General features: G+C 59.6%; 23 protein-coding genes. 13 read left to right on the top strand and 10 right to left on the bottom strand.

The window, feature by feature from the left end; translation table 11 throughout:
• Positions 1-2: 2 nt before the first annotated feature.
• The 3 genes from IB245_RS28795 to IB245_RS28785 form a co-directional block, all read right to left on the bottom strand.
• Positions 3-1,205 carry an SfnB family sulfur acquisition oxidoreductase gene (locus IB245_RS28795; RefSeq protein WP_192496350.1) on the bottom strand — a complete coding sequence of 401 codons (1,203 nt, stop codon included), beginning with the start codon at positions 1,203-1,205 and terminating at the stop codon, positions 3-5.
• Between the two features lie 216 nt (positions 1,206-1,421).
• Entirely contained in the window at positions 1,422-1,742 is a 321-nt protein-coding gene (locus IB245_RS28790; protein ID WP_008043182.1) for a hypothetical protein, read from the bottom strand.
• A 161-nt stretch (positions 1,743-1,903) separates the two neighbouring features.
• Complete coding sequence (locus IB245_RS28785; RefSeq protein WP_192496349.1) at positions 1,904-2,467, bottom strand: helix-turn-helix domain-containing protein; 564 nt, start codon at positions 2,465-2,467, stop codon at positions 1,904-1,906.
• On the opposite strand from IB245_RS28785, the gene IB245_RS28780 reads away from it, so the two are divergent.
• The 8 genes from IB245_RS28780 (at position 2,462) to IB245_RS28745 (ending at position 11,045) form a co-directional block, all read left to right on the top strand.
• On the top strand, positions 2,462-3,481 hold the full coding sequence (locus tag IB245_RS28780) for a DMT family transporter (protein ID WP_192496348.1): 1,020 nt from the start codon (positions 2,462-2,464) through the stop codon (positions 3,479-3,481). The genes IB245_RS28785 and IB245_RS28780 overlap by 6 nt on opposite strands.
• A gap of 503 nt (positions 3,482-3,984) precedes the next feature.
• Positions 3,985-4,269: a DUF3077 domain-containing protein gene (locus IB245_RS28775; protein ID WP_192496347.1), complete on the top strand. Its 285-nt coding sequence runs from the start codon at positions 3,985-3,987 to the stop codon at positions 4,267-4,269.
• 712 nt (positions 4,270-4,981) lie between these two features.
• Positions 4,982-7,900 carry a monovalent cation/H+ antiporter subunit A gene (locus tag IB245_RS28770; protein ID WP_192496346.1) on the top strand — a complete coding sequence of 973 codons (2,919 nt, stop codon included), beginning with the start codon at positions 4,982-4,984 and terminating at the stop codon, positions 7,898-7,900.
• On the top strand, positions 7,900-8,244 hold the full coding sequence (locus tag IB245_RS28765; RefSeq protein ID WP_008029186.1) for a Na+/H+ antiporter subunit C: 345 nt from the start codon (positions 7,900-7,902) through the stop codon (positions 8,242-8,244). The genes IB245_RS28770 and IB245_RS28765 overlap by 1 nt, the downstream gene beginning before the upstream one ends.
• Positions 8,241-9,926 carry a monovalent cation/H+ antiporter subunit D gene (locus tag IB245_RS28760; RefSeq protein WP_192496345.1) on the top strand — a complete coding sequence of 562 codons (1,686 nt, stop codon included), beginning with the start codon at positions 8,241-8,243 and terminating at the stop codon, positions 9,924-9,926. The genes IB245_RS28765 and IB245_RS28760 overlap by 4 nt, the downstream gene beginning before the upstream one ends.
• Positions 9,923-10,411, top strand: a complete 489-nt coding sequence (locus IB245_RS28755) for a Na+/H+ antiporter subunit E (protein ID WP_192496344.1) — start codon at positions 9,923-9,925, stop codon at positions 10,409-10,411. Before IB245_RS28760 ends, IB245_RS28755 begins: the two co-directional genes overlap by 4 nt.
• Entirely contained in the window at positions 10,408-10,686 is a 279-nt protein-coding gene (locus IB245_RS28750) for a K+/H+ antiporter subunit F (RefSeq protein ID WP_008029179.1), read from the top strand. Before IB245_RS28755 ends, IB245_RS28750 begins: the two co-directional genes overlap by 4 nt.
• Positions 10,683-11,045: a Na+/H+ antiporter subunit G gene (locus tag IB245_RS28745; protein WP_008029177.1), complete on the top strand. Its 363-nt coding sequence runs from the start codon at positions 10,683-10,685 to the stop codon at positions 11,043-11,045. Before IB245_RS28750 ends, IB245_RS28745 begins: the two co-directional genes overlap by 4 nt.
• A gap of 114 nt (positions 11,046-11,159) precedes the next feature.
• On the opposite strand, the gene IB245_RS28740 is transcribed toward IB245_RS28745, so the two are convergent.
• Positions 11,160-11,597 carry a DUF3995 domain-containing protein gene (locus IB245_RS28740; protein WP_192496343.1) on the bottom strand — a complete coding sequence of 146 codons (438 nt, stop codon included), beginning with the start codon at positions 11,595-11,597 and terminating at the stop codon, positions 11,160-11,162.
• Positions 11,598-11,688: 91 nt separating this feature from the next.
• On the opposite strand from IB245_RS28740, the gene IB245_RS28735 reads away from it, so the two are divergent.
• Together IB245_RS28735 and IB245_RS28730 are read left to right on the top strand one after the other, a co-directional pair.
• Positions 11,689-12,075: a DUF2946 domain-containing protein gene (locus IB245_RS28735; RefSeq protein WP_008029173.1), complete on the top strand. Its 387-nt coding sequence runs from the start codon at positions 11,689-11,691 to the stop codon at positions 12,073-12,075.
• An 85-nt stretch (positions 12,076-12,160) separates the two neighbouring features.
• A complete protein-coding gene (locus IB245_RS28730; RefSeq protein WP_192496342.1) occupies positions 12,161-14,293 on the top strand; it encodes a TonB-dependent receptor in 2,133 nt (710 codons plus the stop codon).
• Between the two features lie 255 nt (positions 14,294-14,548).
• Here IB245_RS28730 and IB245_RS28725 read toward each other — a convergent pair whose 3' ends face one another.
• The 3 genes from IB245_RS28725 to IB245_RS28715 form a co-directional block, all read right to left on the bottom strand.
• A complete protein-coding gene (locus tag IB245_RS28725; protein WP_008035842.1) occupies positions 14,549-15,562 on the bottom strand; it encodes an ABC transporter substrate-binding protein in 1,014 nt (337 codons plus the stop codon).
• Between the two features lie 116 nt (positions 15,563-15,678).
• Positions 15,679-15,882, bottom strand: coding sequence for a hypothetical protein (locus IB245_RS28720; RefSeq protein WP_192496341.1), 204 nt, complete (start codon positions 15,880-15,882; stop codon positions 15,679-15,681).
• Positions 15,882-16,352 carry a hypothetical protein gene (locus IB245_RS28715; protein WP_008035847.1) on the bottom strand — a complete coding sequence of 157 codons (471 nt, stop codon included), beginning with the start codon at positions 16,350-16,352 and terminating at the stop codon, positions 15,882-15,884. Before IB245_RS28715 ends, IB245_RS28720 begins: the two co-directional genes overlap by 1 nt.
• A gap of 413 nt (positions 16,353-16,765) precedes the next feature.
• Between IB245_RS28715 and IB245_RS28710 the strand changes: the two genes are divergently transcribed.
• On the top strand, positions 16,766-17,014 hold the full coding sequence (locus IB245_RS28710) for a hypothetical protein (RefSeq protein WP_192496340.1): 249 nt from the start codon (positions 16,766-16,768) through the stop codon (positions 17,012-17,014).
• Positions 17,015-17,172: 158 nt separating this feature from the next.
• Positions 17,173-17,403 (top strand): hypothetical protein, encoded by a 231-nt coding sequence (locus tag IB245_RS28705; RefSeq protein ID WP_008044090.1) that lies wholly within the window; start codon positions 17,173-17,175, stop codon positions 17,401-17,403.
• A 173-nt stretch (positions 17,404-17,576) separates the two neighbouring features.
• Here IB245_RS28705 and IB245_RS28700 read toward each other — a convergent pair whose 3' ends face one another.
• Positions 17,577-18,155 carry a hypothetical protein gene (locus IB245_RS28700; protein ID WP_008044092.1) on the bottom strand — a complete coding sequence of 193 codons (579 nt, stop codon included), beginning with the start codon at positions 18,153-18,155 and terminating at the stop codon, positions 17,577-17,579.
• Positions 18,148-18,780 (bottom strand): hypothetical protein, encoded by a 633-nt coding sequence (locus IB245_RS28695; RefSeq protein WP_008044093.1) that lies wholly within the window; start codon positions 18,778-18,780, stop codon positions 18,148-18,150. Before IB245_RS28695 ends, IB245_RS28700 begins: the two co-directional genes overlap by 8 nt.
• Before the next feature lie 342 nt (positions 18,781-19,122).
• Here IB245_RS28695 and IB245_RS28690 point away from each other — a divergent pair, with 342 nt between their 5' ends.
• Positions 19,123-19,362, top strand: coding sequence for a DUF2789 domain-containing protein (locus IB245_RS28690; protein ID WP_192417524.1), 240 nt, complete (start codon positions 19,123-19,125; stop codon positions 19,360-19,362).
• Here the strand turns inward: IB245_RS28690 and IB245_RS28685 are convergent, their stop codons facing one another.
• Complete coding sequence (locus IB245_RS28685) at positions 19,363-19,566, bottom strand: hypothetical protein (protein ID WP_008035852.1); 204 nt, start codon at positions 19,564-19,566, stop codon at positions 19,363-19,365.
• Positions 19,567-19,831 lie beyond the last annotated feature (265 nt).

The following is a 19,831-nucleotide window of genomic DNA, read 5'->3' as shown; positions in this document are numbered from 1 at the left end:
CCTCAGTTCCAGGCGTGGCGCGCAGGCTTGACGCCGTTGAGCAGGTAGTTGCCGATCAGGTGGTATTTCCAGCGTGCCGGATCGTGCAGCGTATGCGTGCGGGCGTTGCGCCAGTGGCGGTCGAGGTTGTGCTTGCCGAGCACCGAGCGGGTCCCGGCCAGTTCGAAAAGTTTGCTGCTGGCGAGCAGCGCGATTTCCGCAGAGAGAACTTTGGCCTGGGCGACCACCACCGACGCGTGGGCCACCGTGTCGTCATTGGGATTGAGCAACGCCGCGTCGATGGCTAGCCCGGCTTTCTTGAGGATCGCTTCGGTGCCGTGGACCCGCCATTCGAGGTCGCCGATGGCGGCGATGCTGAACGGGTCCTGCCAACCGTGATCCTGTCCGCTGTCGATCCATGGCCGGGATTCACGGGCATAGCGCTTGGTTTCTTCCAGCGCGCCGACAGCAATGCCAGTGTCCACTGCGGCCTGGATGATCTGTGAAATCGGGCCGTCGGCGGTGGGTTCGTCGAACGCTTTGTGAGCCGGGATCACCGCGTTCAACGGCACCTTCACCGCATTCAACGTGACGCCGCCGCTGGCGGTGGTGCGCTGGCCAAAACCGTCCCAACTGTCGATCACGGTCAGGCCGGGATTGTCGCGCTCGATGAACGCGATGAACGCCTGGTTCTGCTCGTTGACCGCCACCGCCGGGACGATGTGCGCAAACAGCGCGCCGGTGCAGTAGAACTTCTCGCCGTCGATCTGCGCGGTGTCCTTGTCGAAACGAATGCGGGTTTCGAAGGCCCCGGCGTTTTTGCTTTTGGCTTCGGAGAAGGCGTTGCCGAAGCGGTAACCCTGCAGGACTTTGCCGAAGTAGTAACGCTTCTGCTCTTCGGTGGCAGTTTGCAGCAGGATGTCGAGCACGCCGAGGTGGTTTTGCGGGATCTGGCCGAGGGAAGAGTCGGCGGCCGAAATGATCTTGATCACTTCGGCGACGGTCACGTAGGAAACACCGGCGCCACCGTAAGCCTTGGGAACGGTGATGCCCCAGAGGCCGCTGGCGGAAAACTCGTCGAGCTCGGCAACCGGCAAGCGGCGCTCGCGATCACGCACGCTGGCCTCGATGGCGAAGCGTGCAGCGAGTTTGTGAGCGACGGCGATTGCCTCGGCATCCGAATGGATGACGTGGACGGTGCGAGGGGGTTGGGCTGAGATTGTCATTACGCGACTCCAGCGTCAGTTGAATACCCAAACACCTCTACAGAAGTCGTGCCAATATTTTTAATCTTTATTAATCAGTACGTTACCGGCAAAACTTAAATAACTTAACTAAATGAAGCGAGACAATCTGTGGATTTACTGTTGCTCGACAAACACTTCTGACAGCAAAACGCTCGACCCTTTGGTAGAGGTCGAGCGCTTTGCTATTCCATTCAATCAAGAACGCAAGATCTCGTAATTTATTGAATCAGAGAGGTCTCCGGTCGCGTCATGCCAGATGATGTATTTGAACTGTTTGTTCGGCCCTACATGATCAAGCAAAGTACTTTTTGGCACTTTTACTTGATAATAGCCATCGGTCGGCACGCCGAGCTTCAGCAGATACTCCTGACGCTCAATAAACACGCTGACATCTTCACGGGGAAAATTATTGTCGGGCTCAGGAATGAGGGCCGTAGCGCCATCCGCCGGAACATCTGTAAGTTTAATCACCCCACCTACAGCTTCTTTCATTTGGAGCGCTGGTAATAAAGCCATTTATCCAACTCCGTTCAGTGGACGGTCGGGCAAACCCTACCCGGCAGTCAGGGCAAGTCACGAGTACAACGTACTGAACGATATTTAAAGAACAATCACCCCGCCCGCCTACTGTCATAAATAACAGGTAGCGCATCATTTCAGATGAGCGGTATCCGAAATCAGATCACCACATTTCGCACAAATCGCGTCGCCACTTCCCCATCGTTGCGATAGGAATGAGGCTGGTTGCTGGCGAACATGAAAAACTCCCCCGCGCCGATGTTATGCGGCGTGTCGCGCACCATCAGAGTCAGGCAACCTTCGAACACGTAGATCTGTTCGCTCCAACCTTCTGCATCCGGTTGCGACGGATAAATCTCCCCTGGTTGCAGGCACCACTCCCACTGTTCCACTTCGCGGGTGGCGGTGGCTTTGGACAACAACACGGCTTTGCTGCCCGGAATCACCCCGGCCCAGGCCACTTCGTTGATGCGGCTCGGGTCGCGGGCGTCCGGCGCCTGGATCAGGTCGCTGAAGGCCACATCCAGCGCTTCGGCCACGCGGTCGAGGGTGGTCAGGCTGACGTTCTTCTCGCCGGCCTCGATGGCCACCAGCATCCGGCGGCTGACCCCGGACTTCTCGGCGAGCGCGGTCTGGCTCATGTCGGCGGCGTGGCGCAGACGCCGAACGTTCAGGCTGACGTGCTGAAGGACCGAAGCCCGCTGCGTTGAATCTTTGTGCACTATATTGCTCACTTGTCGGAGTTGGGCAGTATACTGCGCAACATTCGGCGCATTGTGCGTCGCCCTCAGGTAGCGCGCAAGGTCATGACGTCGTTGAACTCTTCCCCGGCTTCTTCCCGCAAGTTCAGCAAGGCCGAGTGCGTGCTGGTGCTGATCACCATGGTCTGGGGCGGGACCTTCTTGCTGGTGCAGCACGCGATGACCGTCAGCGGCCCGATGTTCTTCGTCGGCCTGCGCTTTGCCGCCGCCGCGTGCATCGTCGCCCTGTTCTCCTGGCGTCATCTGCGGGAAATGACCCTGTTCGAACTCAAGGCCGGCGCCTTTATCGGCGTGGCGATCATGCTCGGTTACGGTTTGCAGACCGTCGGGCTGCAGAGCATTCCAAGCAGTCAGTCGGCCTTTATTACCGCGCTGTACGTACCCTTCGTGCCGTTGCTGCAATGGCTGGTGCTGGGGCGGCGCCCGGGGTTGATGCCGAGCATCGGGATCATGCTGGCGTTTACCGGGTTGATGTTGCTGTCGGGGCCAGCGGGCGCTTCGTTCAACTTCAGTCCGGGTGAAATCGCCACGCTGATCAGCGCCATCGCGATTGCCGCGGAGATTATTCTGATCAGCACCTACGCGGGCCAGGTCGATGTGCGCCGGGTGACAGTGGTGCAATTGGCGACCACTTCGGTGTTGTCATTCTTGTTGGTGGTGCCGACTCAGGAAGTCATTCCTGACTTTTCATGGTTATTGCTGTGCAGCGCCCTCGGCCTCGGCGCGGCGAGCGCGGCGATTCAGGTGGCGATGAACTGGGCGCAGAAGAGCGTTTCGCCGACGCGGGCGACGTTGATCTATGCCGGTGAACCGGTGTGGGCCGGAATCGTCGGGCGAATCGCCGGGGAGCGGTTGCCGGCGATTGCGTTGGTGGGCGCGGGGTTGATTGTGGCGGCAGTGATTGTGAGTGAGTTGAAGACCAAGGGTAAGGCTGCTGCGGTCGAGGAAGAGTTGGAGCGCGAAACTCAGGGGTAAACCTCAAGATTTGAAGCGCCTGATAAATCGTCTTCGCGAGCAAGCCCGCTCCCACATTTGATCTCCTGTGCACCATGGATCAAATGTGGGAGCGGGCTTGCTTGCGAAGGGGCCAGACGCCCACCCCGCGAACACTCTGGCAAGAACCGGATAGGTCAGCCACGTATTAAAACGCACGAAAGCATGGCCGGAATAAGCCTACAAGAAGTGCAGCTGTTTCCGGCCTTTCGCCGGTTGACTGACTGGCCCTCACTCCCTATCCTCGCGCCTGTCACGACTCATTCGTGATCGGGTTTGACGGCTCGGCGGTACTAAGGTGTGCATTGTCTTCCAACTTTGCTCGTGCACTTACGTGCTCGGTACAAAGCTTAATGGTGACTGTGCGCGGGGCACTTCCGGGTGCGCCGGGTACCTTAGACCGGTCCGTCAACCTGCGCACAGTTGCCACCCCTTCGTTTGACGGCGACCTGGTGGCGGCTCTTGATATCTAAGGAGTTACACCAATGACCAACGCAACCACAAAACACACACCTTTCGCCCCGTGCGACCACGTCGACCTTCACCTCTTCGCTGTACAACCCGACATCCCGCTGCTCGACGCCCTGGAACATGCCTCGGTCTACCTCAGCTGCGCCGAAGCCCTCGCCCATCAAGCTCCCAACGCAACGCTACCGGAGCACGTCGCAACCCTGCGTTGGGCGAGCAAACATATGATCGGCACCGCGCGTTCACTGGTGCAGGCCTCTATTGACGGCATGCACGCCGCTCAAGCGGAAGGTGACGCATGAACCCGCACATATAGATGACCAACAATGATTGCGATATTCCGGTGTTGCTGGTCGCCATGTACACATCCCTCCTGTAGGAGCCGGCTTGCCGGCGATGGACGATAACGCGGGCTGTCTGAATGAACGCGTCGTCCGGTCGTTTTTCGCGGGCAAGCCTCGCTCCTACAGGAAATCGCGTACGCTTTTGATTTCCACCACTCATCAGGCCGAGCGTTAGCTCGCCTTCCGCTTTTGATCTGAGCGCCCCCTCGAGAGGCCGAGCGCAGGTTCTGCGCAGTGGGCAACCCGGCATGGATGCCGGGTTAGCCGCCCCCGGCCATGGATGGCCGATGGCGGCGGGCCCACGGAGCAGGACCGGAGCGAGGGCATGCCGAGCCACAGCGAGGCACCGAACGACAGGGGCAAGAGCCCTTGGTTACTTGGGGCTTTTCCAAGTGACTCGCCGTAAGGGCGAAACCAATAGTGGCCGTTACCGCAGCAATGGATATGTACACCATCAAAAAAACACGCCAGCCATAAGTACACCATCGTCGGAACGCCGCCCGCAGCAAGCCGGCTCACAAAGGGTCCAGCCCCACTGAACACAGCCCTCTGAAACAATGTGAATCAGGCATTTTCCGTCTACCTTGTAGGATTCTGCCACAGCTTGCCGTTTGGTGATCCGGGGACTGGCACGTATGATGCTTCACAAACTTCCGCAGATTAGAAGCCTATGTCCCTGATAGTTCTACTGCTTCTGCCCTTTGTCGGCAGCTGTCTGGCAGCCGTGCTGCCGCACAACGCGCGTAACACTGAATCTTTGTTGGCTGGCGTCGTTGCCCTCATAGGCACCGTCCAGGTCGCACTCCTGTACCCGCAGATCGCCCATGGTGGCGTCATTCGCGAAGAGTTTTTCTGGCTACCCAGCCTCGGCCTGAACTTCGTTCTGCGCATGGACGGGTTTGCCTGGCTGTTCTCGATGCTGGTGCTGGGCATCGGCACGCTGGTGTCGTTGTACGCTCGCTACTACATGTCGCCGGACGATCCGGTGCCGCGGTTCTTCGCGTTTTTCCTGGCGTTCATGGGCGCCATGCTCGGCCTGGTGATTTCCGGCAACCTGATCCAGATCGTGTTTTTCTGGGAGCTGACCAGCCTCTTTTCATTCCTGTTGATCGGCTATTGGCACCATCGCGCCGATGCGCGACGCGGCGCTTACATGGCGCTGATGGTCACTGGCGCGGGCGGTTTGTGCCTGCTGGCGGGGGTCATGTTGCTTGGCCATGTGGTCGGCAGCTATGACCTGGACAAGGTCCTGGCCGCCGGCGATCTGATTCGCGCACATGCCCTCTACCCTCTTCTGCTGCCCCTGATTCTGATCGGCGCCCTGAGTAAAAGCGCGCAATTCCCCTTCCACTTCTGGCTGCCCCACGCGATGGCGGCGCCGACACCGGTCTCTGCTTATCTGCACTCGGCGACCATGGTCAAGGCCGGGGTGTTTCTGCTGGCGCGGCTGTGGCCGTCGTTGTCCGGCAGCGAGGAATGGTTCTACATCGTCAGCGGCGCTGGTGCCTGCACCCTGTTACTCGGCGCGTACTGCGCGATGTTCCAGAACGACCTCAAAGGCCTGCTCGCGTACTCGACCATCAGCCACCTCGGCCTGATCACCCTGCTGCTGGGCCTGAACAGTCCACTGGCTGCCGTGGCCGCCGTGTTTCACATCCTCAACCATGCCACCTTCAAGGCATCGCTGTTCATGGCCGCCGGGATCATCGACCACGAAAGCGGCACACGCGACATTCGCAAGCTCAGCGGCCTGATCAAACTGATTCCGTTCACCGCGACGTTGGCCATGGTCGCCAGCGCCTCAATGGCTGGCGTGCCGTTGCTCAACGGTTTCCTGTCGAAAGAGATGTTCTTCGCCGAAACCGTGTTCATCAACGCGACCGCCTGGATCGAGTTGACCCTGCCCATCGTCGCGACCATCGCCGGCACGTTCAGCGTCGCCTATTCGCTGCGCTTCACGGTTGATGTGTTCTTCGGCCCGACCGCCACCGACCTGCCGCACACCCCGCACGAACCGCCACGCTGGATGCGTGCGCCGGTGGAATTGCTGGTGTTCACCTGCCTGATCGTGGGGATTTTCCCGGCGCAAGTGGTCGGCTCGTTACTGGCTGCCGCTGCCCTGCCCGTCGTCGGCGGCACCTTGCCTGAATACAGCCTGGCGATCTGGCACGGCTGGAACGCGCCGATGATCATGAGCCTGGTCGCCATGTCCGGCGGCATCGTGCTCTACCTGCTGCTGCGCAACCAGTTCAAGCACGGGCGTTTCAAATACCCGCCGGTGATTGGCCTGTTCAACGGCAAGCGCCTGTTCGAGCGCAGCCTGGTGATCATGATGCGCCTGGCCCGTCGCCTGGAGCGGCGGATCAGCACCAGACGCCTGCAAACCCAGCTGTTCCTGATGGTGCTCGCCGCCGTGCTGGCCGGGTTGATCCCGATGCTGCACAGCAGCCTGAGCTGGGGTGACCGGCCGAAGATTCCGGGCTCGATTGTGTTCGTGACCTTGTGGCTGCTGGCGATTGCCTGTGCCCTCGGCGCGGCGTGGCAAGCCAAGTATCACCGGCTCGCGGCACTGACCATGGTCAGCGTCTGTGGACTGATGACCTGCGTCACCTTCGTCTGGTTCTCCGCGCCCGATCTGGCGCTGACGCAACTGGTGGTTGAAGTGGTGACCACGGTGCTGATCCTGCTGGGCCTGCGTTGGTTGCCGCGAAGGATCGAAGAGGTCTCGCCGCTGCCGAGCAGCCTGCGCAAGGCACGCATCCGGCGTCTGCGCGACTTGCTGCTGTCGATCGCCGTCGGGGGCGGCATGGCGTTGCTGTCGTACGCAATGCTGACGCGCCAGACGCCCAACGACATTTCCTCGTTCTACCTCAGCCGAGCCCTGCCGGAAGGTGGCGGCAGCAACGTGGTCAACGTGATGCTGGTGGACTTCCGTGGCTTCGATACCCTCGGCGAAATCACCGTGCTGGTGGCCGTGGCGCTGACCGTGTTCGCGCTGTTGCGACGCTTCCGCCCGCCGAAAGAAAGCCTGCAACTGCCGGCGCAACAGCGCTTGCTCGCGCCCGACGTGGTCACCGATCTGGTCAACCCGCGTCACGCCAGCGACACCGCGCTCGGCTTCATGATGGTGCCGGCGGTGCTGGTGCGCATGCTGTTGCCGATTGCGTTCGTGGTCTCGATCTACCTGTTCATGCGCGGCCACAACCAGCCGGGCGGCGGGTTTGTCGCGGGGCTGGTGATGTCGGTGGCGTTCATCCTGCAATACATGGTCGCCGGCACGCAGTGGGTCGAGGCACAAATGAGCCTGCGCCCACTGCGCTGGATGGGCACCGGTTTGCTGTTTGCCACGGTCACCGGGCTCGGGGCGATGGCGGTCGGTTATCCGTTCCTGACCACCCACACCTGGCATGCCGAACTGCCGGTATTGGGCGACATTCACATCGCCAGCGCACTGTTCTTCGACATCGGCGTGTACTCGGTGGTGGTCGGCTCGACGCTGTTGATCCTCACCGCCCTCGGCCACCAATCGGTACGCGGCCATAAAACCGCTGCCCAGCCCAGATCCGTCGCCACGAAAGGAGCCGTCTGATGGAAGAAGTCATCGCAATCGCCATCGGCGTACTGGCCGCGTCCGGTGTCTGGCTGGTGCTACGGCCACGGACGTTCCAGGTGGTCATGGGCCTGTGCCTGCTGTCGTACGGCGTCAATCTGTTCATCTTTAGCATGGGCAGTCTGTTCATCGGCAAAGAGCCGAACATCAAGGACGGCGTACCGCAAGATCTGTTGCATTACACCGACCCGCTGCCACAAGCGCTGGTGCTGACCGCCATCGTGATCAGCTTCGCCATGACCGCGCTGTTTCTCGTCGTGCTGCTGGCTTCGCGTGGCTTGACCGGCACCGACCATGTGGATGGCCGGGAGCCTAAAGAATGAATGCGATGACGCACCTGATCGCCGCACCGATTCTGTTGCCGCTGCTGACCGCCGCCATCATGCTGATGCTGGGCGAGAAGCACCGCCCGCTGAAGGCTAAAATCAACCTGCTCTCCAGCCTCTTGGGGCTGGGCATCGCCGTGCTGTTGCTGCAATGGACGCAAACCACTGATGTGCCCGGCTCCATCGGCGTCTACCTGCCGGGCAACTGGCAAGTACCGTTCGGGATCGTGCTGGTGGTCGATCGCCTGTCCGCGCTGATGCTGGTACTGACCGGGATCATCGGCGTCAGCGCCCTGCTGTTCGCGATGGCCCGATGGGACGGCGCCGGTTCCAGTTTCCACGCGCTGTTCCAGATCCAGATGATGGGTTTGTATGGCGCGTTCCTGACGGCGGACCTGTTCAACCTGTTCGTGTTTTTCGAGGTGCTGCTGGCGGCCTCTTACGGCCTGATGCTCCACGGTTCGGGCCGGGCGCGGGTGTCGTCGGGGTTGCATTACATCTCGATCAATCTGCTGGCCTCGTCGCTGTTCCTGATCGGCGCGGCGCTGATCTACGGCGTCACCGGCACCCTGAACATGGCTGACCTGGCGCTGAAAATCCCGCTGGTGCCGGAAGCCGATCGCGGCTTGCTGCATGCCGGCGCGGCGATTCTCGCCGTGGCGTTCCTGGCCAAGGCCGGGATGTGGCCGCTGAATTTCTGGCTGGTGCCGGCCTATTCCTCGGCCAGCGCGCCGGTGGCGGCGATGTTTGCGATCATGACCAAGGTCGGCGTCTACACCTTGCTGCGCCTGTGGACCTTGCTGTTCTCCGGTCAAGCCGGTGCATCGGCGTACTTTGGTGGCGATTGGCTGATCTACGGCGGCATGGCAACCATCGTCTGCGCCGCCGTGGCGATTCTCGCCGCGCAACGTCTGGAACGCATGGCCAGCCTGAGCATTCTGGTGTCGGCGGGGATTCTGCTGTCGGCCATCGGTTTCGCCCAGCCGAACCTGATCGGCGCGGCGCTGTTCTATCTCGTCAGCTCGACCCTGGCGTTGAGCGCGTTGTTCCTGCTGGCCGAGTTGATCGAACGTTCGCGCTCGGCCAATGAAATGCCGTTGTTCGATGACGCCGACCTGATTGCGCGGCCGATGGAATCCCTGCAACCGCCCAAAGGCATCAACCTCGACGATGAACAGAAAGCCGTGGTCGGCCAGGTGATTCCCTGGACCATGGCGTTTCTCGGCTTGAGCTTCATCGCTTGCGCGTTGCTGATCATCGGCATGCCGCCGCTGTCCGGTTTTATCGGCAAACTCGGTTTACTGCACGCCCTGCTCAACCCGCTGGGCCTGGGCAATGGCGCGGATGAACCGGTGTCGAACGCCGCGTGGGGTTTGTTGGCGTTGCTGATTCTCTCCGGGCTGGCGTCGTTGATTGCCTTCTCGCGCCTGGGCATCCAGCGTTTCTGGACGCCTGAAGAACGGCCATCACCCTTGCTGCGACGGCTCGAATGCGTGCCGATCATCGCGCTGTTGGGCCTGAGCATTCTGCTGACCTTCAAGGCCGAGCCGCTGCTGCGTTACACCCAGGCCGCCGCACAAACCTTGAACAATCCGCAGCAATACGTGATGGCGGTGCTTGGCACCCGGGCAGTTCCGAGTCCGGAAGCCAAAGCGGCCGTCGCGGAGGTGCAGCCATGAGGCGTCTGTTTCCTGCACCTTGGTTGTCGCTGGCGCTGTGGTTGTTGTGGCTGGTGCTGAACCTGTCGATAAGCCCCGGCAATCTGCTACTGGGCGCCGTGCTCGGGTTTTGCGCGCCGTTGATGATGCGCAAGTTGCGCCCCCTGCCGATCCGCATTCGGCGTCCCGGTGTGATTCTGCGTTTGTTCTTCATCGTCGGACGCGACGTGCTGGTCTCCAACCTTGCTGTGGCCTGGGGTGTCTTGAACGCCGGCCGACGCCCGCCGCGCTCGCGGTTCATCAAGGTGCCGCTGGATTTGCGCGACGCCAACGGCCTGGCGGCACTGGCGATGATCTGCACGGTGGTGCCCGGTACGGTCTGGTCCGAACTGGCGCTGGACCGCAGCATTTTGTTGCTGCACGTCTTCGATCTGGATGACGAAGTGCTGTTCATCGAGCATTTCAAGGTGACCTACGAACGCCCGTTGATGGAGATTTTCGAATGAGCCCGTTGCTGTCGAATGCGGTTCTGCTGAGCCTGTTCATTTTTTCGCTGGCGATGGTCCTGACCCTGATCCGCCTGTTCAAAGGGCCGTCGGCGCAGGACCGGGTTCTGGCACTGGATTACCTGTACATCATCGCGATGCTGATGATGCTGACACTGGGTATTCGTTATGCCAGTGACACGTACTTCGAAGCGGCGCTGCTGATCGCGCTGTTCGGCTTCGTCGGCTCGTTTGCCCTGGCGAAATTCCTGCTGCGTGGCGAGGTGATCGAATGAACGCTGAACTGTCTCTGTGGGTGGAAATCCCGGTGGCGATCCTGCTGGTACTCAGCAGTGTTTTTGCGCTGATCGGGGCGATCGGGCTGGTGCGGATGAAGGATTACTTCCAGCGCATGCACCCGCCGGCGCTGGCCTCGACATTGGGTGCGTGGTGCGTGGCGCTGGGGTCGATCATCTACTTTTCGGCGCTCAAGTCCGGGCCGGTGCTGCATGCCTGGCTGATCCCGATCCTGCTGGCGATTACGGTGCCGGTGACCACGTTGCTGCTGGCGCGGGCGGCGTTGTTCCGCAAGCGTATGGCGGGGGATGATGTGCCGGCCGAGGTGAGTAGTCGGCGGACTGAGAGCGGGAGTTAAGTTCAGAGATTTGTATTGATTGTCAGGGCCTCTTCGCGGGCAAGCCTCGCTCCTACAGGGACCGGCTGTAAACACACATCCCTCTGTAGGAGCAAGGCTTGCCCGCGAAGCTTTTCAGACCCAGGCAACTGCCAACAATCCCGCCCCCAACACCACACACAACGGCGAATACACCCACGTATCCAGCCGGGCAAATTCCGATCCCTTGATCTGCTTGAAAAACCCCACCAGGTTCGAATCGCCAATCGCCCGGGCGAACATCAGCATCGCGATGGCGCTGATCACCCATTGCAGCGATTGATGGGACACCGCCGGCACCCACCAGCCAACGCGCAAACACACCAGCGCTGCAATCAGCAGCAATCCGAAAGCCACCAGCAACGTCAACCACCCCGAGGGCTTGAACGCAGGCTGCGATCTCGCGCTGCCCTCCACCGGCACCTGCGGCACGGCCGCCACGGCAGCCCACTGGCCACCCAACGCCCAGTAGACATGGATCAGGCTGATCACCGCGAAGATCGTCACCAGCCCTTGAGCCAACACAAACGTCATGTCGAGGATCCTAGAAAAGTATTTAACAGAATCATCCTAGTCGGCATTTTTAGAAGTGCGCGGCTGATCAACGATGTTAAAGTGCCGCCCCATGAAGCTCGCCCGAACCGATCGCTCACTCATTGCATGGATGCTTTATTGCTGCGTCCTGTTCAATGTGTTCGCCTGCAGCATCGGTCACGGGCAAATGGTCGGGGCGCAGCTCAACGGCCTCGGTGGCCAGTTCTGTACGGTTGACCCGCGCACTCAGGCGCCTGCGTCCTCAAACACTTCCGAAGAGCAACTGCCGACACTGTCGAAAGCCTTCGGCTGCCCGTTGTGCTCCACCGGCGGCATGGGCCCGGCGCTCAATTCCAGCCTGACCCTGGCGATCCTCCCGCAAACACACAGCCCACCCTTGGCGGTCGTCGCCAACGCTGACCTCCCTGCCCGCTTCACCTGGCCTTCGGCCAACCCCCGCGCCCCGCCGTTCGCCTGAATCCTTCGCCATTCAATCAGCTCACTTCGCCAACGCGAGGCGTTCGCCTGTGCGCTGTTTCCTAGCAAGCATTCAGGATTCATCGATGAAAACCATTCCTTTGCTGGCCAGCCTGTTCGGCTGCCTGTCCGTTAACGCCTGGGCACAATCCACAGTGGACCTCGCACCAATCACCATTGATGGCGAAGCCCCCGCCGAGCCGGGTCTGAGCCTGGACCAATCCAGCGGCATGGCCTCGCGCCTGGGGCTGAGCGTGCGTGAAACCCCGGCGTCGGTGGCGATTGCCAACCGCAATGACATCGAACGCCACGGCGCGCAGAACTTCCAGGACGCCGCCAACACCTTGCCCGGTGTGAATGCCAGTGCGCCGCCGGGTTTCGGCGGGTTCGTCTCCTACCGTGGTTTCACCAGCAGCCAGATCACCCAGATGTTCAATGGCGTCAACGTCTCCGGCGGCCTTGCCCGGCCCGTGGATGCGTGGATCTATGATCGGGTGGAACTGGTGGGCGGCCCGTCATCGCTGATCAATGGCGCCGGCTCCGTGGGCGGTTCGCTGAACTACGTGACCAGACTGGCGACCCGTGAAGAGCAAGCGGTCGAAGGCCGGATCAGCTACAGCAGTTACGACACCACCGAGACCGCGTTTGGCCTTAATCACGCGCTCAGTGAAGCCGGTGCGGATGTGCAGCATTACGCGCGGCTGGATGTCAGCCACAACACCGGCAACGGCTACATTGATCGCCAGGAGCGCGATGCGTGGAGCGTGGCGTTTTCGCTGCTCAGTGACCTGACACCAAACCTGTCCCACACCCTGGCCCTGGAATATCAGGATGAACACGAAGACAGTCCGTACTGGGGCACGCCGGTGCTGAATCCCAAGGCCGGTGAACTGAAGATCGACAAGCACAACCGCTTCAACAACTACAACGTCGAGGACGGCCGTTACGAGCAACGCACAATCTGGGTGCGCTCGATCATCGATTACCGGATCAACGACAGCACCACCTTGCGCAACACGCTTTATCACCTCGACAGTCAGCGCGATTACCGCAACCTGGAAACCTATCAGTACAGCGCCAACAACCGCGCGGTGAACCGTTCCACGGCGTATCAGGTGCGCCATCAGGGCGAGCAGAACGGCAACCAGTTCGAACTGCGTCACGACAACACGTTGTTTGGCCTGGATACCACCTGGTCCGGCGGCTTCGAGTACAAGGTCAACCAGACCACCAATTCGCCGCTGAACGTCAAAGGCGCAAGCACGGTCGACCCGAACAACTTTCAGCCGGGGCATTTCTACGACATCCCGGGCACCCGGCCGGGGTTTGTCAGCGACAAGACCAACGAAGTCACCACCAAGGCGCTGTTCGCCGAGAACCGCCTCGCGCTGACCGATAAATTGTCGTTGCTGACCGGCCTGCGTTACGACGACATCGATCTGGACGTGACCAACCACCGGGAAGTGACCGCCAGCAATCCACGTCATCTCAAACGTAGCTGGGAGCCCGTGACTGGTCGCGTCGGCCTGACCTACCAGTTCATCCCAGACGCCAACGTCTACGTGCAATACAGCACCGCCGCCGAACAACCCAACGGCACGCAGGATTTTGATGTCTCGACCGGCAGGCAATGGGAAGTCGGCAGCAAATTCGACTACCTGGACGGTCGCGGTTCGGCGACGCTGGCGGCGTACACGATTGAGCGCAAAGACTTCGCGGTGACCGATCCGCTGGACCCGACGCTAAGCATTCCAGTGGGCCAGCAGACGTCCAAAGGCATCGAGCTGGCCAGTTCGCTGCGGATCACCGACAAGCTGTTGGCCGAAGGTAACATTGCCTGGGTTGACGCTCAGTACGACGAGTTCACCGAGAAGAATGCTGCGGGTGTGGTGGTTTCACGCAAGGGCAACACACCGACCAATGTGCCGGACCGGGTCGGCAATCTGTGGCTGACCTATGATTTTGCGCCGCAATGGCAAGGGGGCGTCGATGCGCGCTACGTCGCCTCGGTGTTTGCCGACAGCGCCAACACGATGACCGTGCCGTCCTATACGCTTTACGGCACGTTTCTCAGCTACAAGGTCGATCGGCACACCACCGTCACTGGCCGGGTACGCAACCTGACCAACGAGGTGTATGCCGAGTTTGCGCACGTGTCGCCGGCGTATTACCTGGGTACACCGCGGACTTTTGAGCTGGCCGTGCAAACCCGGTTTTAGTGCTCGATCCACACTCCCTGTAGGAGCCGGCTTGCCGGCGATGAGGCCCGAAAGTTTTGTATCGGTTTGGAGGTCGCCATCGCCAGCAAGCCGGCTCCTACAAGGGGTGTTGTGGCAGGCCTGAATAAGGTGAACGACACGATCCACTGTAGGAGCCGGCTTGCTGGCGATGAGGCCCGAGCGTTCGGCATCGAATTGGAGGCCGCAATCGCCAGCAAGCCGGCTCCTACAGTCCGGTGATATCAGCGGCACCCATCATTTCAACTCGGCGGAGACTTTATCCGCCACATCCTTCGGCACCCACGCTTGCCACACATCCGGGTGCGCCTTCATGAACGCCTCCGCCGCCTGGCGCGGTGGAGTGTGTTTCTCGCTCATATCAGCCAGCGCCTTGTTCAACGGGCCGATGGGGAAATCAACCTTGCTGAAAAATTCGGCAATCTGCGGATACTGTTTCTGGAACGGTGTGGACACCCCAATCGACAGCTTCGAGGGCAGTGAGCGCGTCGGTTTCGGATTGGGGTTGTCGGCGTCGGTCAGGGTTTTCCAGGCTTCGGCGTCGAACGGCGGTTCTTCCAGCTGAACCAGTTTGAAGCGCCCGAGCAAGGGCGTAGGCGACCAGTAATAGAACAGGACCGGCTTGCCACGACGGATCGACGAACTGATTTCCGCATCCAGCGCCGCCCCGGAGCCGCTGCGAAAGTTCACATAGCTGTCGTTCAAGCCATAGGCCGTGAGCTTCTGCTTGTTGACCACCTCCGAGGTCCAGCCGATCGGGCTGTTGAGGAAACGCCCCTTGCCCGGGCTTTCCGGGTCACTGAACACGTCCTTGTATTTCGGCAGGTCACTGACACTGCGCAAGCCGGGGGCCAGCGGTTTGATCCCCTTGGCCGGATCGCCCTTGATCACGTATTCGGGCACCCACCAGCCTTCGGTGGCACCCTTCACCGTATCGCCAAGACTCGCGACTTTACCTTCGGCTTCAGCCTTGACCCAGACCGGGCTGCGACCGGCCCATTCTTCGCCAATGACCTGAATGTCATTGTTGGCCAGGGCGGTTTCCAGGGTGATGGTCGTTCCCGGCAAGGTATCGGTCTGCAGCCCGTAGCCCTTCTCGACAATGATCCGCAGGATATCGGTGATCAGACTGCCGCTTTCCCAGTTCAGGTCGGCGAAGTGGATCGGCGCCTGGGCGGCGAATACCGGAATGGGCGAACCCAGACCGAAAGCGACCAGAACAGTGGCCAGCAACCGTCGAAATCCGTTCATGCTTTTGCACCTCGTGCTGTTCACAGCAATAGCAGGATGGCCTGATAAAGACCGCGAGCCTCAAAATACTCAGTCAACTGACTGTAGTAGAGGTTCCTGCTTTCGAGGGGCGAGGATTATTTTTCGGAAATTTCCTGCAAGCGCGCCAGCTCTCTTCTGACCATGCTGGCGTATTCCGCCGGGCGTAACGTGTAGATCTGCGACGCCACCCACCCCAGCCAGGCCCCTTGCAGGATGGTCTTCTGCTCGAACAGTCGCTGGGCCTCCACCTGGGCGCTGGCCTGGTTCTGTATGTGAAAATCGGCGCGGGTCAGGGGCATTACTCGCTGGCCTTGAAGGTTACCAGTTCACCCTTGCGCCACTTGGCGGCCTTGGCCGTCACGGCTTTCAGGGTTTTGGTCAGGCCTTCCTGCAATTGTTGGTGGGCGGCAAATACCATCACCACGCTGTGACCTTCCTTGAACACGATCCCGTGACCGTCGGCGGTGGTCACGAACGCGTAATCGCCCAGGCCATACACCGTCAGTTTGATTTCGCGGAACTTGATGTCCAGCTTGCCGCCTTCGCGACTGGGCAAAACCGAAGCGCTGAAATGATCGCCGACTTTAAGTTTCAGGCCTGGCTTGTCGTCCACCACCAGTGCTGATTCGGTGTCGATCTCGGCAATGTAAATGCCTTCAGCGTTCTGTTCGGTGATGTAAACAAAACGTGACTGGAACTGCTTGACCAGCTTTGCGCGCAAATCACCCAGCACGAACAAAGCATGCATATCGAGATTACTTACTGCCAAGGAAACATCCCCACATCTGAAAATGATGCCGCACGCCTGCAAACAGCGCACAGCAGAAAAAAGCGGCAATGCCGAAGGTGTCGCCAAATGACCCGTGTTGAAATCCTGAAACGAGCAGAGGGCTCATTCATCGCGAGGCGTAAGAAGACTAATGGAAAGTCACTCGCGTCGTCTTGCCTGGAGTTCGTCAGAGGTTGAAGGAAAAAGCCCTTCTGACTGCCAGAAAAAACGGATTACCAACCTTAGGGAAAAAACTCTTTAAAAAAAGCACTTTTCCGACATATCGCCGGCAAAAAATTGCTTTAGATAACCATCAATCGCCCACCAGTGACGGTGATTCTAGAGCAGCGATGCTCTTCGAGACTACCCAAATCGATGTACACACGTCGGCAAAATAACGAAAAGGACTTCATATGTGCACCCTGACACACTTCGCCCGTCCCCTCGCGCCTTACTCAAGCAACCCGTCGACGCTCTACGCGGCGGGGTTTCAACACCCTGAACTTGACCCTGAAACGCTTGCCACACCGCGTTTTCAGGTTGTTCTGGCCGGTAATGCGTTCTTCCACATCAAAGAAATTTCCACTGGCCATGTCAGAGGTTTCCGCAGCGACCACAACGAAGCATGCGCGCTCGCCCGCCAGCTCGAATTACATCGCTAAGCGCTACGCTCAGTCCCTTCTTATAGACGTTTCGTCATGCCGACGACTTAACTCAGCCGTCGGCAGGCAACTACTGCCATACTGCCGAACCAATGAAACCCGTTCCCAAGTCGGACGGCGTTCAACACAACAGGATATTTCCAGGGGAAGGCTGCTACGTGACGGAATTTGATATCGGTGAATTTTTTATCCGGGGCGAAGCCAGAGAAGTCGAAGGCGAATTCCAGGCGGTCATTGTCATGCGCGCCAAACCGCCGCTGACCACGGTGTCGTATCACCAGGTCGAGAAGGATCGTTGGTTCAAAACCTCGGACGTCGCCGAAATCGCCGCAAAGGAAGCCGCCAAGGCACTGAAGCTTGCGGTCGATGATGGGGCATTGAAAGCCTGAAATGGGGGGTGGACAAGTCCGGGAGCCGGCGCTGGACAGCGCGATTTTCATGACCGCCAGCGCGCTGTATCAGGCCAGAACGGGCCTCGCCGACAAGGTCGGCACCTCGGCCCGAGAGGTGTCAGCGGCGTGCCAACCTTGCACAGGTTGCACGCCGTCATATCGACAATCGATCAGATCAGCTTGCGCTTGACCGCTTCATCCAGTGTGCTTTGGGTCAAGTGCTTGAGCAACACGTCCCCTCGTTCATTGAACGGCGCCCCGACAATCAGCAGAATCTGCAACCAGGTGCGAGTGCTCTCCTGCTTGACGATTTTGCCCAGCACGTTGCCTTCCTGATCCTTGAACACCGTTTCCAGCGTGAAGGTATTGCTGTACGTAGTCGGGATCACGAAAAACGTGAATCCCGTCAGCCAGGCACTGGCGATATTGCCTTGTTCGTTGTTGGTCAACGTACTCGTGACGTACAAGTTCGAGTCAACTTTGTCCGTGGTCACGCTTTTGAACTGTCCGGATTCCTTGAAGGTTTCCAGCATGTTCTTTTCCACCAGCGCCGCATTGTCCCCGGCGCCCGACAGTTCGCCGTTGAACTTCTGCTGAATGGTCACGTGCAGATAAGCACTGGGCTTGTCTTGCCGGGCCTGGGCCGGTGGCCACTGATCCACCGGTGGCAAGTTGTGCTGGGAGTAGGAAATGCAGCCAGTCAGGGCGCTGCTGGCCATCAACAGCAAAACCAAAAGGTACTTATTCATGTGCAGCCAATTCCTTTGACACTGTACGCAGTTGAGGGGTGGCACCGGCCAGCAATTGAGCGATCAATTCGCGCAGCTGAGTACCGCCCAGGCGGGGATTGAGATAATCGGCATTCCACATGCCGACATTCTTGTCGAGCTTCACCTTCTCGACCGACCTGGCCAGTTGCTTGCCCTGACGGTCTTCGATGATCAGTTCACCCGCGAGGTCGTATTTGTCGACGTAAATCGGACCGTCGACCCAGATCCAGAGGGTCAAGGTCAACAGCGCACCTGGAAGGTAAGCCGGGTGCATGGTGCGTTTGCCTGCCAGCGAGGTCAGGTTGAACTTGAGCACCACGTCGTCCTCGCCGGCCTTGGCCGGGAACGCCACGATTCGCTTGAAGTAATCGCTTTTGTCGACATAGACGCTGATCTGCTCGGTCAACTGTTGGCTGCCGGCGACACGCACCTTGTCGTCCAGATCGGGGGCGGAAATCACGACGTCGCTGATCTCGGCACTACGATCAAGGGTGGATGGCGCGGGGTTCAAGGGTTCGCCAATGGGGCCCAGCGGTGTGAACGACACACAACCAGTCAATGACAGGCCAAGCGCGATGGCCATCAGATAAACAAGACGCTTCACTGCTTACATCCTTTTCATGCGGGATCGGGGACGCGTCGACTCGAAAGAAAATCGCGCAAGGGATGGGCAATTCAGCACTGAAAGGCGGAAATCCTGGGGGAGCGAGTGTCGCCTACATCCTTGTTCGAACTCTTTGAATGGCGGCTCTGTGACGCCAAAAACGCGACAGCATCGTAATCGTTGAGGCCCTGACAGACAATAGCCCATTGCCATCATTGTGGCGATTCCGGAGAAAGCTGCTAAACCCCTATCGAACTCTTGGTGCGCGGCTCCCTCAGATGCAATGACACTGCACTGCCGATTCCACACTCGATGCGACTGAATGACCTCAAGGAGATGCAGATGGATTCACCTACACACGACTTGAAAGGCTTGTTCGACCAACTCGGCCTAGACTCCAGCGAGAAGGCCATCGATGACTTCATCGCCAGTCATTCGCCTATGCCCGATGATAAAAAGCTCATCGATGCCGAGTTCTGGACGCCGCAGCAGGCCGGTTTCCTGAAAGAACAATTGCGTGAGGATGCTGATTGGTCACGGGTGGTTGATGACCTGAATTTGCGTATGCATCAGGTTCACTAGTCAATGCAGGCTGTCGGGGGCTTCGGCGCTTAATTGGGCCAACCAGGCAGCCTTGCACTCCTCGGCTTCATCGCGACGGGAGAATGCCGTCCCCCGGCGTTCGCCGTTCAGCAGCACGACCCAGCAGACGCTCTGCCCCTGCGCCCGTAAGCTGGCGGGCACACCGCTGCCGATCATGACGGCGACATCGACTTTGCTTTGCATGCTGACCTCTTTGACTTCATTAGCAACCTAACTATGAAGGTATGGTAATGAGTTCATGTGTGAGGAAACAGCAACTGTGTTGCATAGATTAGTTGCTGGAATCGCAATAATGGTGGGGTTGGGGGGGCATATCCATTGCTGCGGTGATGGCGGCTATTGGTTTCGCCCTTACGGCGAGTCACTTGGAAAAGCGCCAAGTAACCAAGCGCTTTTGCCCCTTTCGTTCGGTGGCTCGCTAATGCTCGCCATGCCCTCGCTCCGGTCC

The organism is Pseudomonas sp. PDM02 (assembly GCF_014852285.1).
Taxonomy (GTDB): domain Bacteria; phylum Pseudomonadota; class Gammaproteobacteria; order Pseudomonadales; family Pseudomonadaceae; genus Aquipseudomonas; species Aquipseudomonas migulae.
The sequence above is the reverse complement of the archived record's forward strand: the minus strand, read 5'-3'. Positions and strand labels throughout refer to the sequence as shown.

Excerpts from the sequence above, each read along its gene's own strand:
- IB245_RS28700 (WP_008044092.1), bottom strand. The coding sequence starts at position 18,155 with ATGAATAAGTACCTTTTGGTTTTGCTGTTGATGGCCAGCAGCGCCCTG.
- IB245_RS28735 (WP_008029173.1), top strand. The coding sequence starts at position 11,689 with ATGAAGCTCGCCCGAACCGATCGCTCACTCATTGCATGGATGCTTTAT.
- IB245_RS28690 (WP_192417524.1), top strand. The coding sequence starts at position 19,123 with ATGGATTCACCTACACACGACTTGAAAGGCTTGTTCGACCAACTCGGC.
- IB245_RS28760 (WP_192496345.1), top strand. The coding sequence starts at position 8,241 with ATGAATGCGATGACGCACCTGATCGCCGCACCGATTCTGTTGCCGCTG.
- IB245_RS28720 (WP_192496341.1), bottom strand. The coding sequence starts at position 15,882 with ATGCCCCTGACCCGCGCCGATTTTCACATACAGAACCAGGCCAGCGCC.
- IB245_RS28770 (WP_192496346.1), top strand. The coding sequence starts at position 4,982 with ATGTCCCTGATAGTTCTACTGCTTCTGCCCTTTGTCGGCAGCTGTCTG.
- IB245_RS28775 (WP_192496347.1), top strand. The coding sequence starts at position 3,985 with ATGACCAACGCAACCACAAAACACACACCTTTCGCCCCGTGCGACCAC.
- IB245_RS28745 (WP_008029177.1), top strand. The coding sequence starts at position 10,683 with ATGAACGCTGAACTGTCTCTGTGGGTGGAAATCCCGGTGGCGATCCTG.
- IB245_RS28730 (WP_192496342.1), top strand. The coding sequence starts at position 12,161 with ATGAAAACCATTCCTTTGCTGGCCAGCCTGTTCGGCTGCCTGTCCGTT.
- IB245_RS28710 (WP_192496340.1), top strand. The coding sequence starts at position 16,766 with ATGTGCACCCTGACACACTTCGCCCGTCCCCTCGCGCCTTACTCAAGC.
- IB245_RS28740 (WP_192496343.1), bottom strand. The coding sequence starts at position 11,597 with ATGACGTTTGTGTTGGCTCAAGGGCTGGTGACGATCTTCGCGGTGATC.
- IB245_RS28795 (WP_192496350.1), bottom strand. The coding sequence starts at position 1,205 with ATGACAATCTCAGCCCAACCCCCTCGCACCGTCCACGTCATCCATTCG.
- IB245_RS28685 (WP_008035852.1), bottom strand. The coding sequence starts at position 19,566 with ATGCAAAGCAAAGTCGATGTCGCCGTCATGATCGGCAGCGGTGTGCCC.
- IB245_RS28790 (WP_008043182.1), bottom strand. The coding sequence starts at position 1,742 with ATGGCTTTATTACCAGCGCTCCAAATGAAAGAAGCTGTAGGTGGGGTG.
- IB245_RS28755 (WP_192496344.1), top strand. The coding sequence starts at position 9,923 with ATGAGGCGTCTGTTTCCTGCACCTTGGTTGTCGCTGGCGCTGTGGTTG.
- IB245_RS28765 (WP_008029186.1), top strand. The coding sequence starts at position 7,900 with ATGGAAGAAGTCATCGCAATCGCCATCGGCGTACTGGCCGCGTCCGGT.
- IB245_RS28750 (WP_008029179.1), top strand. The coding sequence starts at position 10,408 with ATGAGCCCGTTGCTGTCGAATGCGGTTCTGCTGAGCCTGTTCATTTTT.
- IB245_RS28725 (WP_008035842.1), bottom strand. The coding sequence starts at position 15,562 with ATGAACGGATTTCGACGGTTGCTGGCCACTGTTCTGGTCGCTTTCGGT.